The organism is Paenibacillus sp. FSL H8-0175 (assembly GCF_045040615.1).
Classification (GTDB): Bacteria; Bacillota; Bacilli; order Paenibacillales; family Paenibacillaceae; genus Paenibacillus_AQ; species Paenibacillus_AQ odorifer.
Window position 1 is genome coordinate 5193351 of sequence record NZ_CP150299.1, and the last position, 14260, is coordinate 5207610.

Annotated in this window: 8 protein-coding genes; 3 read left to right on the plus strand and 5 right to left on the minus strand. The window is 43.3% G+C overall.

From position 1 onward, the window contains the following. Positions 1–65 precede the first annotated feature (65 nt). From MHH46_RS23240 to MHH46_RS23250, 3 genes are read right to left on the minus strand one after another with little or no spacing between them, the layout of a single operon-like run. Positions 66–1739 (minus strand): hypothetical protein, encoded by a 1674-nt coding sequence (locus MHH46_RS23240; RefSeq protein ID WP_076130286.1) that lies wholly within the window; start codon positions 1737–1739, stop codon positions 66–68. A 41-nt stretch (positions 1740–1780) separates the two neighbouring features. Then, positions 1781–2650 (minus strand): carbohydrate ABC transporter permease, encoded by an 870-nt coding sequence (locus MHH46_RS23245; RefSeq protein WP_081383383.1) that lies wholly within the window; start codon positions 2648–2650, stop codon positions 1781–1783. Between the two features lie 42 nt (positions 2651–2692). Then, positions 2693–3577, minus strand: a complete 885-nt coding sequence (locus MHH46_RS23250) for a sugar ABC transporter permease (protein WP_036683235.1) — start codon at positions 3575–3577, stop codon at positions 2693–2695. A 300-nt stretch (positions 3578–3877) separates the two neighbouring features. Here MHH46_RS23250 and MHH46_RS23255 point away from each other — a divergent pair, with 300 nt between their 5' ends. From MHH46_RS23255 to MHH46_RS23265, 3 genes are all read left to right on the plus strand, one after another. After that, complete coding sequence (locus tag MHH46_RS23255; protein WP_076130287.1) at positions 3878–5608, plus strand: sensor histidine kinase; 1731 nt, start codon at positions 3878–3880, stop codon at positions 5606–5608. Then, positions 5589–6944: a response regulator gene (locus MHH46_RS23260; RefSeq protein WP_076194791.1), complete on the plus strand. Its 1356-nt coding sequence runs from the start codon at positions 5589–5591 to the stop codon at positions 6942–6944. Before MHH46_RS23255 ends, MHH46_RS23260 begins: the two co-directional genes overlap by 20 nt. 75 nt (positions 6945–7019) lie before the next feature. After that, the gene (locus tag MHH46_RS23265) at positions 7020–7898 is read left to right on the plus strand and encodes an AraC family transcriptional regulator (RefSeq protein ID WP_076130289.1); all 879 of its coding nucleotides are present in this window, start codon (positions 7020–7022) and stop codon (positions 7896–7898) included. A 1384-nt stretch (positions 7899–9282) separates the two neighbouring features. Here MHH46_RS23265 and MHH46_RS23270 read toward each other — a convergent pair. After that, positions 9283–11472, minus strand: coding sequence for an alpha-galactosidase (locus MHH46_RS23270; protein WP_076194794.1), 2190 nt, complete (start codon positions 11470–11472; stop codon positions 9283–9285). A 235-nt stretch (positions 11473–11707) separates the two neighbouring features. Next, positions 11708–14173, minus strand: coding sequence for a glycosyl hydrolase 2 galactose-binding domain-containing protein (locus tag MHH46_RS23275; protein WP_076194796.1), 2466 nt, complete (start codon positions 14171–14173; stop codon positions 11708–11710). Between the last annotated feature and the right edge of the window lie 87 nt (positions 14174–14260).

Consider the following 14260-nt stretch of genomic DNA (forward strand, 5'->3'; position numbering starts at 1 on the left):
ATTTTTAGACAAAAAAGCAGGTCCGGCCAAGGATGACCTTAACTGAACCTGCTGTTCTTGCGAACTTATTTCAATCCCATCTGAGACATCACATCCACCTTGCTAGCATTGTTATACCATTCGTTGATTTCTTCGGAAATTTTCGTACCGCCTTTGTCATGCCATTGCTTCACGAAGTCATCGTACGCAGTTAGCGGCTCTTTACTGTAAATAATTTTGGTGAAGGTTTCCTTTTCCATCGTATTCAGTTGCTCCCAAGTTGTCTGCATGGTCTTGGTAGGTGGACCGTTAAATGCATTTGGAAGCAGTGACTCTCTATTCGCATAGGAAATCACATATCCCTCTTTGGCTGTTTCATCATTTGATGCCGATCTGATCAAGACCCCATTCTCAGCTTTTGCACCTTTGGAAAGATCATAAAAAGATTTACCTGGGCCATCCACACTTGGTGTATTTTTGGTAAAAGCCATTTTCCCTACACCTTGAGCGGCATCCAAAGGCGTATTGAATTTCTTGGAATCGAATACCACTTCATCGCCAACGATGTCATAATCATATCCCTGAGCATAACCATATTTGAAATCTCCGGTACCAAATGCTGCATCGTAAAGCTTGTCATAATACAAGAAGAAAGCTTCCATATTGTTAAAGTCTTTATTAAACATAAAGACACCATCGTTCTGTTGACCGGATTGGTAGGTTCGATCCCCACTTACACCGTTAATTGTTGGGTAAGCTTTGATTTTAGCCCCTTTTACGTTAGTTTCCACATCTTTAACACTGCCGTACAGCCAAGGACGGCCAATAATAATCCCTGCTTTACCTTCAGTGAAATCCGCCAGTGCATCCCATGCACCCTGTGTAGCCAACTCCTTATTTAAATACCCTTTGGAGTACCAATCGCGAAGTTTAGCTAACGCATCTTTTGTCCCATCAGCGACGGAACCGTAAGTGAGTTTTCCATTGTCGTTATACCATTGGCCGGGGAGACTCTTCCCTGTATAAGCACTAAAAATCATTACAGAGTCGCTTACCCAGCCCGTGTTGTAAGAATCTTTTCCCGAGAAATCAAATCCATAAGTATCATTTTTTCCGTTACCATCCGGATCATCATTCGTAAAAGCAGCGATTACCTGTTCAAATTCATCTATATTTGTTGGCGCTTTTAAATTTAATTTATCTAACCAATCTTGACGGATAAGCATGACCTCACCTTCAGTGAGATTGGGCGAGATCGCCATCCCATAAACCTTGCCGTCCTGGATAACCGGGTTGAACGTTGTTGGATATTGTTTATATATTTCTTTCAGACGCTCAGGCATGTATTTGTTAATGTCCTCCGCAATATCTTTTACAAGTCCAGATTGAATCAGATCATTTTCTAATGAGGTATCATACACTGGCAAAACATCCGGAAGCTTCTCGGAACCAGTGAGCGCTAAACGAAGTTTCGTATTATATTGGGAGGCATCACCGCCCAAAAGAGTAGTTTGGATGTTAATCCCTAGATTCTCGACACCCCAGCGGGTCAACACATTATCATTTAAGCTCTCCCCGTTGATATATTTACCGGCATTCTCATCTTGTTGCTTGGCGATGTTGATAGTAATAGGAGGATCGTATTTGCCGTCTTTGAGAACCGCTTCTGCCGCAGTAGATTCTTTACCGTTTGAGCCGCAGCCCGCTAGCAATCCTGCCATCAATACAGTAGTCGTTAGTAAGGCCCCTGTTTTTTTCATCAATAAGCTCCTTTGAATTAAAGTTTTATATGTTGGTCACGTTATTCTTTTACAGCACCCAGAACGATGCCTTTGACAAAATACTTCTGTAGAAAAGGGTACACAAGGATAATGGGCAGTGTGCTAATAAAAATTTGCGCAGCTTTGATACTCTGTTCTGACAACGCGGCTGCTTCTGATTGACTAAGTGCCATACTCTGCGCTGATCCTTGCACCACTACAGTCTGTAAGAATGAAGCTAACGGATAGTCCGTTGTATTCGACATATACAAAATCCCATCAAACCATGCGTTCCAGCTCCCCACCATGATAAACAATCCAACGGTTGCCAGACCGGGAAGGGAAAGCGGAAGATAGATTTTCCGGAAAATGACGAAGAACGAAGCCCCATCGATAAATGCCGCCTCTTCAAGCGCCTTAGGGATTGTTTTAAAGAAATTCATAATCAGAATCAAATTATAAGCTCCGAAGGCACCGGGAAGCACGAGCGACCAGATCGTGTCCTTGAGCCCAAGTTTCGTAACCAATATATAAGAAGGAATCAATCCACCGGAAAACAACATCGTGAATATAAAAATCCACATTAAAGCATTACGCCCTCGGAAATCTTTGGACAAGGCATACCCCGCCGTTGTAATAATGAACATGCTGATTAACGTCCCCAGTACCGTCCGGACCACTGAGATTCTCATGGAGCCTGTAAAATTCGTGTTTTTAAAAGTTTTCACATAGGCTTCGATATTAAAGTCCACCGGCCAAAAGGATACCAAATTCCCATTTACCGCTGTCTTACTACTAAATGATTGTGCTAGCAAATGAAGCATAGGCAATAAACACGATAAGGCTACTAGAATCAGGAGGATATGATTGAAAATCGAAAATATCCTATAACCCTTGGATTTATAATACACTCCCATTCCTCCTAACAGTTTTGTAAGCTTAACAACTTCGGCTTAAAATATTTTGTAGTTAGCTACCTTGTAAGCAATTCGATAGGAAATTACGATTAATATGAAGCTGATGCCAGATTTAAACAATCCAACAGCGGTACCAAAACCGTATTGGCCATTCAATAAGGATGACCGGTAAACATAAGTATCGATGATATCCCCCGTACTATATACGAGTGGATTGTATAAGTTAAAGATTTGGTCAAATCCTGCATCCAGGATATTTCCAAGGCTTAACGTTGCAATTACGATGATCATCGGCATCATACTCGGTAAGGTAACATGTCTTATTTGTTGGCGGCGTGACGCGCCGTCGATCTCAGCTGCCTCATAATAAGATGGATCGATCCCTGTAATCACCGCTAAGTAGACAATCATGCCAAATCCGAAGTTTTTCCATAAATCACTGATGATGATCGTCGGTCTGAACAGCGTAGGATCGCCCAAAAAGAAAATCGGTTTCAGTCCGAGGAAATTCGTAAGAAAATGATTTATGCCCCCATCCAGACCTAAGATATCAATCATGATTCCGGCAACGGTTACCCAAGAGAGAAAATGCGGTAAATAGACCAAGGTTTGAATACTCTTTTTAATCCCCATGTTTCTAATCTCGCTTAGCAGAATCGCCATAAAGATAGGAACAATAATTCCGACTATAATTTTGATTACAGCAATAATAAGGGTGTTGATAATGGATTGTGTGGCCTCTTTATATTGAAAGATTCTTGCGAAGTTATCCCAACCAATCCAAGTTGAACCTGTAATTCCAAGCCAGGGCTTGTAATCCTGAAAGGCCATCACTAATCCGACCATAGGACCGTAGGCAAAAATTAGAACGAATACCAAAGCTGGGATACATAAAACATACAATGGCCAATTTTTTTTGATTTCCTTTTTCCAAGGATTCTTTCTGCTTTTTTTAACGTTGACTTTCTCACTCCATTTGAGCTGGGTATTCATTATCTGTGCTATTGTGCTTACCCCCTTTTACATTCTTGGCTGCTAATTTCTTTCTGGTTTAATGTTAACAAAAGCGCTTTCATTCGAAAATGTCTCAAATTAAATATCATAACCACTCGCTAAACATCTTTATAAACGCTTTCATTTTGCGAGAGCTCTTCTCTTTTTCTTTTGGAATATATGGCTTATGATGAATTCACACGAGTCCTAGCGACAGGAGTAATGCTTATGATTAAAAAAGTAAATATGAAACGATTCATATATTTTTTCGTTTTTTTCCTTTTACTTACCTTAAGTTTGTTTTTCGTAATGAACTCCCTAGGTTCCAAAACCATTCAAGAGAGCTTGGTTAACTCCTCCAAAAATCAGCTAGCCTATACGGAAAGCATTCTGGATGGCATCATCTCTGAGGCAAGTTTGTATGGCATCCAATATACAGCCGACACCTCCGTACGTTTCTATCAAAGCAAAATACAAGAGATGAACAATTACGATGCCCAGATGAAAAAAAACGATATCTATGACCGCATATCAGCACCACTTCTTTCCAGTCAGGCGATTGAATCTATCGGTATCTACTGGAAATCGGACGGCACTTTTATTTTTACGGGTCATGATTCGCTTGCCAAACAGCCCTTTCAGAAAGTCACGCAGCGAGGCTGGCAGATTGTTAATAACAATTTGTATTATTTTTCAATCTATCCTTATATTCATGAACCTAAGAATCCTGCCAATATTCAGTACATCGTGGGCGTTAAGCTGAAAAAGGAGTATTTAACAAGTCTTTTAGAAAAAGCAGTGAGTGGCGGCGAGAGCTCCAATGCCTTTTTACTTGTGAACAAGAGTTTAATGATTAGCAATAAAGCGGTGGATATTCGAATCGAGGAAAAAGCCAAGGAGACGATAACACCCAATGCACATGAAATTCTAAAGTTTGACTATCATATCAACGATGACGATTATTATGTTTTATCAAAGTATATTGAGCCGATTGATACGTATCTAGTTACCTATACGCGAATGAGTGATTTTTTGAATCCGCTTAACCGGAATAAACAGGTGTTTTTTGTCAGCATCTTAATGATCTTGATCATTGGTCTTATCGTGATTTTTATGTTCTATCGAAACTATTATCGTAATGTATATTTGCTCGACAAGAAATTCTACCAAGTGGAACAAGGGAATTACAGCACCAGAATTAGTGAGAACCCGGACAATCAATTTTATAGTCTATTTAAAAGCTTTAACCACATGGTCGCCAAAATACAGGCTTTATTCGCTTCATTAAAAATAGAAACCGAGCTGCGCAGAAACGCCGAAGTGAAACAGCTACAGGCTCAGATCAATCCACATTTTCTTTACAATAATCTGTTTTTTATTATGGCAGTGGCAAAAACTTCACCGGAAGCCGTAATGCAGATGAGCAAGCATTTAGCAGAGTACTATCGTTATTTAACAAAAATGAATTCAGATAATGTTACGTTGGCTTCTGAATTGCAGCTTGCCGATCATTTTTTATCCATCATGTCACTTTCCAAAAAAATAAATTATGAAATCAACCTGCCTCCTGAACTGGGAGAGCATCTGATTATGCCACTGATTATCCAGCCTATGGTCGAGAACGCAATTCAGCATGGGATTGAAGAACAGCAAGGGGCTCATCGCGTTACTATAGATGTAAAAGAACTTGATACTGGAGCATTAATTATTGTTGCCGATGACGGTAAGGGGCTTACTGCTGAGGAAATACACCAGCTAATGGCCAGACTTGAGAATGAATCCCCACCTGAAGGATCAAGAGGAATTGGTCTTTGGAACATTCATCATCGCCTCAAAAATGCGTATGGTGAATTAAGCGGACTGCGGTTCTTCATCAATGACTGGGGTGGTTTATCCGTGCTGGCATTCATAGATTTCTCGCTGGATGAAGGAGGACAATATGCGATTATTGATAGTTGATGACGGGCATTACATCGTTGAATATTTAAAACACCTGCTGGATTGGAGCAAATTTGGAATTGAGCATATTGAGACGACAACAAATTCTATTGAAGCCAAGGAGCTATTGAATCAGAATCATATAGATATCCTTATTACAGATATTCGTATGCCCGAGGTATCCGGCATTGATTTACTGCATCATGTTCATGAAAAAAAGCTCAAAACCAAGGTGATTTTTCTTTCCGGTTATTCTCAATTTGATTATGCACAACAAGCCATTCGTCTGGGTGCACTCGATTATTTACTCAAGCCGGTTGATAAAGAGGATATGGAAAAAGCCATGAGTCAAGTTATTAAGAGTATCGCTGAGAAACCCCCAAAAACCCCAGTGGCAGAGAAAAACATAGATGGGCTAGGTTACTTGCTTTCTGTTATTAGCGGACCTTCCCCACTACGTTATGATCACAGCACACTCGATACTGCTTTACGGAATGAGCACTTTTGCTTTTTTCACGCCTCAGAGGCTAGAGGGAAAGATGAAATGATGTTAAAAGATCATAATGGTGGACGGGACTTTATTTGGATCACTCCATCAGCCATTACTGGAATTATTCCAGAATCCAATACCGAAACTGTGGCAAGCAGCGTCGATTCCATTTCTTTTTCCGAGCCGTTTGAATTTTCTCAAAAGCATGCTGTTCGGGATATTTTTTATCATTTCTTTTTTAATGAAAATATTGGGGCCAGAGACTTTACTATGCTGAGTGCCTCTAGTGCTCTCCCTAAATTAGAGCTTGGAGAATGGGAACAAACCAGAAAAAACATTTTAAAAAACTTTGCCAAGCTCACTGTCAAAAAACAAAAGCTCCTCTACCTGCTCGAATTCATTAATTTGCTGTATTCCACAACTGATAAAATCCAATCAGCTGAGGTCGCAGACTGGATTTTCAATCAATTATCAGAGCCAGATACGGCTCTTCAATCCATCTTGCAGAGCCTCACCCAATTAGATAGAAACGCTAAATTTTCCAATCAAAACATTGTTCATACCATTCAAGCCTATATCTCCAATCATATTAGTGATTGCTTGAGCCTGGAGGACTTAGGGAAAATTGTTCACCTACATCCTGTTTACCTGTCCAAATTTTATAAGCAGGAGACGGGTGAAAATTTATCGAGCTACATTTCTTCTAAACGCTTGGAAAAGGCCTCCAAGTTATTAATCGATTCCAACTTACATGTGCTCGATATTTCACATCTAGTCGGCTACAAAAAGCCACAATATTTCATTAAGCTGTTCAAAGATCAGTATGGCATTACGCCTTATCAATATCGAAGACAGCAGATTAAATGAAACAAAAATTGAACAGATCAACAAAAAAGTTTACACTTTGAATGAAGTAACGAACCATGGAAAGGAAACCTGCTAATGTTGCGCTCCTCCTACACCATTCGCTCGGAAGAACAAGCTTCTATGCTTCTGTTTGATTCTATTGGCTGGGAACAAGCCGAAACTCCGGCATATTCATTCAACGGCCAGAACCGGACGGAGAGAAGTTGTGTTATTTTTCAGTACACCTTATCTGGAGAGGGTAGAATTGAAATAGACGGGGTTGTTCACCCATTAACGAAGGGCAAAGCTTTCCTAGTGACTGTCCCCAGTATACACAGATATTATTATCCGGAGGAAGGTACAGAGCCCTGGGAATTCATTTGGCTGAATGTACGAGGACCTCTAGCTATTTCACTCTGGAACCAGCTGATCGCACATGGCGGTCCTATTATAGAACTCCCTCAGGAATCGGTTCCGATGGATTTATTGTGGAGTATGTTCAAGGACATCCAGGTTGATGAAGAAAGAGATTTGCATTTTCTAACGGGGAAAGCCTTTCAGTGGATATTGTCCATGGAGAAATACCTCAAGAAACCAAGTTTGTTAACCACCTATATAAAAAATGACAAACTCCATGCCGCTATACAATTCATGAAAAATGATCTGCACAATAATAACCTTAGCTTAGACGATGTCGCCGCACATGTTGGAATTTCTAAACATCATCTTTGCAGGCTATTTCAAAAAAACATCAATCTCTCGCCTTTTGAGTATTTAAGAAGGAGACGGATCGAGCTGGCAGCATCTATGCTGAAAACAACAGATCAGACGATCTACCAGATCGCTGTGGACACCGGGTTTGACAATGCCAGCTATTTCGGCAAAGTTTTTCGTTCCTACTTTGGAGTTAGCCCCTCCACTTACCGCGAGCAGGACCTAGAGTTCCTGTCCAAACATGTGTTTTTTGAAAATTGATGTTGCTAGGCATATCTATTCGGCTTCGATAGAGCTGAGTGGCAGGCGTGGCAGGCGTGGCAGGCGTGGCGTGCGTGGCGTGCTAATTCGGGGCCGGTGGATGCAAGTAGTAACCATTCAGATCTGGTGGTGCCAACTCACAATTGCAAGGCGTACCAACTCGCGTACGGCAGCCCCCGCCTAGGTAAACATCCTGCTAAACACCCTAATTCGCATACAGCAGCACCGCGGGATAACCACCCTCCGCCGCTTTCGGACCCAGATGACGCTATTTGCCAATTTTTCGTCTTTTGAGCACAGTTTCGGACTCCAGTGCAGCTATTCCTTCGAAAGAGGTGCTTATTAGGTACTTTTCGAGCCAATAGCGACTATACGGTCCGATAAAACTCTAAATGTGTGAAAAGACTATGTTTAGCGGCATCTGAGTCCGATAGCACTGTGTTGGACGGGTAAGTAACTTGCAAGGCGTACTAATTGGCGTCCAGCGGCCCACGGCTAAGGAAGCAACTTGCTAAACACCCAAATTCGCATACGAAAGCACCGTGTCACCCCCTCTACCGCCGCTTTCGGACTCAGATGACGCTATTTGCCAATTTTTCGCCTTTTGAGCACAGTTTCGGACTCCAGTGCAGCGATTCCTTCGAAAAAGGTGCATATTAGGTACTTTTCGAGCCAATAGCGACTATGCGGTCCGATAAAACTCTAAATGTGTGAAAAGACTATGTTTAGCGGCATCTGAGTCCGATAGCACTGTGTTGGACGGGTATGCAACTTGCATGTCGTACTAATTCGCGTACGGCAGCCCCCGCCTAGGTAAACATCCTGCTAAACACCCAAAATCGCGTACGAAAGCACCGAGTCCCCCTTCCCCCGCCGCTTTCGGACTCAGATGACGCTATTTGCCAATTTTCCGCCTTTTGAGCACAGTTTCGGACTCCAGTGCAGCTATTCCTCCGAAAGAGGTGCATATTAGGTACTTTTAGAGTCAATAGCGACTATGCGGTCCGATAAAACTCCAAATGTGTGAAAAGACTGCGATTAGCGGCATTTGAGTCCGATAGCACCGTGTTGGCTGGGGAAGCAACTTACATGGTGCACCAATTTGAGCCCGCCGACTTCGAGTTATAAACACTCAATTTCAGTGGCGTCAAGCTACTTACAAGGTGCACTAATTCGCGTACGGCAGCACCTGGCTAGCAAAGCATCTTGCTAAACACCCTTATTCGAGCCCGCTATCCCCGGCTAAGGCTAGGTAAACATTCTGCTAAACACCCCATCCAATAACAGCTTCGGGCGCGCAGCTAGTCACAAAAGAACTCAAAAAAGGAGAAAAAAAGGAAGGTGCCCAGCAGCCAATGGCTTTTGGGACACCCTCCTTTTTTGATTAAACTTCTCTAAGCACGAAAAGTAGGCTTCTGAAATCGCCCTCGAGCTGTGGAAGCGTGAGTCCGAAGTGCATCAGTTCATCCCCTCTGTATACTCCGCCGTTAAACTCAAGCTTATACGATTTCGCAGGGTCGAGTCCTTTCAGACGCAATCTGCGCAACGGTGGATTAGGCCCGGCCAGAACTTGGAAGTAGGTGGCGAAGGCTTCTTTTTTATCAGCGGAAACAAACATCCATGCCGTCTCGTTTCCTTCAAAAGGACTAAGCAGTCGATAGAAATCACCGTACTGAATCAGCATTCTCAGTTCCTTGTACTCCGAAACCTGCTTGCGGATATCCTCGCGCTCAGCTTCAGTAAGCTTGGTCAAATCCAGCTCGTAGCCGAAATTACCCGACATCGCGACATGACCACGTGTCTCCAAAGGTGTAATACGATGTACCTGATGGTTAGGAACAGCCGACACATGGGCACCCATTGAACTCGCAGGATACACCATACTTGTTCCGTATTGGATCTTCAATCTTTCCACTGCATCCGTATCATCGCTAGTCCAGGTCTGTGGCATATAATACAGCATTCCCGGGTCAAATCGTCCGCCCCCGCCGGAGCAGCTTTCGAACAAAATATGAGGGAAACGGGAAACGATACGTTCCAGCACATCATAAAGTCCTAGGATATAACGGTGTGCCGTTTCACGTTGACGTTCGGCTGGAAGAAGCGCTGATCCAATCTCCGTCATATTCCGGTTCATATCCCATTTCACATAAGTAATCGGAGCGGATGATAATACCGAGCTAACTGACTCGACGATATAATCACATACATCCTTACGGGATAAATCCAGCACTAGCTGCTGGCGGGCTAATGAACTTTTATGCCCAGGTACATGGAGACACCAGTCTGGATGTTCACGGTAAAGATCACTTTCAGGCGATACCATTTCTGGCTCGAACCATAATCCGAATTCCATGCCCATTGCCGTGATATCTTCGCCTAGCTTTCCAAGACCTTCAGGCAGCTTGCGACGATCCTCTACCCAATCTCCCAGGGAGCTGTCGTCGTTATCACGTTTGCCGAACCAGCCGTCATCCAGCACAAACAGCTCTAGGCCTAGCTCTTTTCCTGCTTTAGCAATTTCTTTGATTTTATCCGCATTAAAATTAAAATAAGTCGCTTCCCAGTTGTTGATCAGAATAGGACGCTTGCTATCGCGGAATTCACCTCTGCATAACCGGGTCCGATACAGACGGTGATAGGTTCTCGATAAACCGCCAAGCCCTTCACTGGATCTTACTAATACTGCTTCAGGTGCCTGAAAGGATTCGCCCGGTTCAAGCAACCACTGAAAGTTGAAAGGTTGAATACCGATCCCTACTCTGGAAATTCCGTATTGATCCACTTCTGCTTGGGCGAGGAAACTCCCGCTATACACAAGGCTGAATCCATAAACTTCGCCATGGTCCTCTGTCGCATCTTTTGCAAGCAAGGCCATAAAAGGATTCTGCTGATGGCTGCTGGAGCCGCGTTTGCTGTCAATCCGCTGGATGCCAGGAACGAGGGGTCTTTTGTGAATATGGCGTTCTCTAGTCCAAGTACCGGATAATTGCAGCATGTCATAGTCAGAATCATGGAAGTCAACATTCGCGCTTAATACTCTTTTCAAAACCAGATTGTCCTTACCCAGATTCTCAATCCGCACGGAACGTGTTATAACATCCTGATCGTTAAATACGGTATAGCTCAAGGCAGCGATCAATCCTGTTTTATCATCTTGCAGTATAATTTCCAAGGTCTCTGCTTCTTCATCACTTTCAACATAAGTAGCAGGCAGACCTTTGAGTGCAGGTTTTCCTTTATTAATGGTGTAGCTCTTATAACGGAAATCCGTTACGGTCGTGCCATCTACTAGGTGAACCTCCAGTGCCGGTTCGCGGAAATCCCCGTTTCCATAGGAAGGGAATTCGCTTGGCAAGGTGTCGAGGGAGATATTTTTATCCTCCTGCAAATAAGTTGGGCTAAAAGAGCAACGTTCCACCAAATTCAACGGGTGTTGAAATTCTCTCCCTGCCAATTGTGGGCCCCAGTAGACATGCGCTGGAATAACACCTTTGATCATTTCAATAATATAGCTGGATTTCTCTGACTGTAAATGAAACACCTTGCGGTTGTCGTCATAATAAATACCCATAATATGTTTGCACTCTCCTTAAGGTAGCTCAATAGAACGTTTATTGTTTGTAGTTAATGCTTCTTCGAAGTCTATTTTAGAGTGAAATGGAAGGGTATACAATCTTAATATCTATACCTATTATAGTAAAATATTGATCTATCTATACACAGGATCTAAACCACTAGAATATATATCATCAAACTGTCATTTGGAGATTGGTAGCCTAGGATATAGTAGGAAAATAACCTTTTGCTTAAATATCAAAGACGGAACGTACAGTAAGCTGGGCACGCAGTTCCTCAGCCGTAGCTGGTTTGTCGAGATCTTTTTTGGCAACCGTAACGATTCTTGAAATGCCAGCTGACAGGTCGAAATAGTTATCACTGAAGATCGCATCTCTTTCCTTGAAATCAAGTCCAACGAAACGGGCATATGCTTTTGACTTCACAGTAATAACGAATTGTTCTGCTTCCTCTGTGACTACGGCTTCAAGCTCAGGATCAACAAAGCTGAAGTGTTTCGGCTTAACGAACAAGACGGTTCCCCCGCTTATCGTCTCCCCCTTTACCTCAAATACATATTCCAGATAGGCTTCACGTTTCTTCTCTTTTGTATCCAAGACATGACCAAAATCAAGCCGATCGAACTCGGCACTGCTTAAAGCCTCAATCTTCACCGACTTCGCACCTTCCATTAGAACCTCTGATGTCGGAGTAAGCAGTCTCCATCTTAATTCACCGCTCACTTTCTCTCGGCTCTCATTAGAGACATGCAGGCAAACTACGGTTCCTTCGTCATGTGCAGAAGCAAGAACTGGAGCAAAAAAACGTCTAGCTGTATAATGCATTGCTTTCCACCGGCCATAATAATCGATGCTAGACCAGGAAGCAACCGGCCAACAATCGTTCAACTGCCAATACAATGCGCCCATGCAGCGCCCTCTATGTCTACGCCAATGCTCTACGCCACAGCGCATGCCTTCGGCTTGGATAAGCTGGGACGCATAGAGAATAGATTCAAAATCCTTCGGATATTTGTAGGTCTCGCTGATATAATAGAGAATTTTCTCATTTCCGGTATTGTTCTTTTGGTGGGACTCCATGACATAGGAGAAAATATTGCGATCCTCCGGCAGCGTAAAGGATTCAATCGTCTTTAAGCTTGGGAAGGATTGCAGGCCAAACTCAGACATATAACGCGGATAGAGCTTCCGGTAATCGGTAAAAGGCTCCTTGCCATGCCAAACTCCCCAGTAATGCATGTCTCCATAGTTCTCGTCATTCGGCTTATCAAAGCTTCCTTTAGAGGAAGGAGAGGCACGCCAGTAAAAGGTATTGGGATCAACTTCCTTAGCGATAGCCGGCAGAAGCACTTCATATTGCTTGATATAGTCGGCCTTTAGCTGGAGCGAATAATGATTCTCCCAATCCCAATCGACCCAAGCCATCTCCTGTTCGTTGTTGCCGCACCACAAGCCTAACGATGCGTGATGGCGCAGGCGCTTCATGTTGTCGATCGTCTCATGTGTGATATTGTCCTCAAAAGATTCTGTCAGAGCATAGATTCCACAGGCATACAGATGATCCTGCCAGACAATAAGCCCATATTCATCGCATAGATCATAAAAATAATCGTCAGGATAATAACCGCCACCCCATACGCGAATGGTATTAAAGTTAGCAGCCACGCAGCTTTGGAGCAGGCGATCCGTGCGCTCCTTAGTCACGCGAGGCAGAAGATTATCTTCCAGAATATAATCAGCACCTGTAGAAAAGATAAGCACGCCGTTGACTTCAAAAGCGAATGATTGTCCCCACTGGTCTTCTTCCTGCTTCACAGAAATCGTTCTTAATCCAATCCGCAGTTCTCGACGATCCAGCTCCTGTCCCTTCTGTAACAGCACAACCTCGACGTTATACAGGGGTTGTGCACCCAGATTATTCGGCCACCACAGCTCTGGCTCGATAATTTCCAGTGTAATATGATGATCTTCTCCGGCAGTTTCGAACACACGACGTTCAACGGCCACACCTGCTGGAGTGTGAACTCTGACTACGATTTCCCGTTCAACCTCCTGCCAGCTCTCTATTCTTACCCGAACATCCAGAGTAACCATATCCGGCTCGTGAAATTGTGTAATATAAACATCGTCAACACGGGCACTGTCATACCCCTGAATGGAGAGACTTCTCCAGATTCCAAGATCGGGCAGCTTCGGACCCCAGTCCCAGCCGAACATGGAATGTGCTTTGCGCAGATGGGATATTCCCTCCACTGCATCAGCACAACTGCTAAGCGGCAGCTCCGCTTGCTTCCGCAGAGCAAATTCCACTGGGGAACGAAAAATCGCGTGAATGGTGTTATCCCCTTGCTTCAACACTGACTTAATGTCCACTTCATACGTCCGGTGCATATTATCACTGTTCAGAATGTTAGTTCCATTCACAAAAAGCTCGCATAATGTATCCAGCCCCTCACACAGCAGAAATACGCGGTCATGCTGTAACACTTCAGCTTCCACTTGAAAGCAACGCTGATATTCGTAATCGTCATTGGATAATTCCAGAACCTCATATTCCTGCTCACGATAGAACGGATCCGGCATTTCTCCGGCATTCAATAAATCGTGATAGACAGAACCTGGCACACTAGCCTCCAGCCAGCTCGGCTCATGCAGACGTCTCATTTTCCATTTTCCATTTAGATCTACAAGATGCATTTTCTCCCGCCTCCAAAATGTGCTATTTTGCCTTCTTAAAGATCAAGTCTATCAATAATATCTTTATATTTCTTGTGTTGTGTTCTC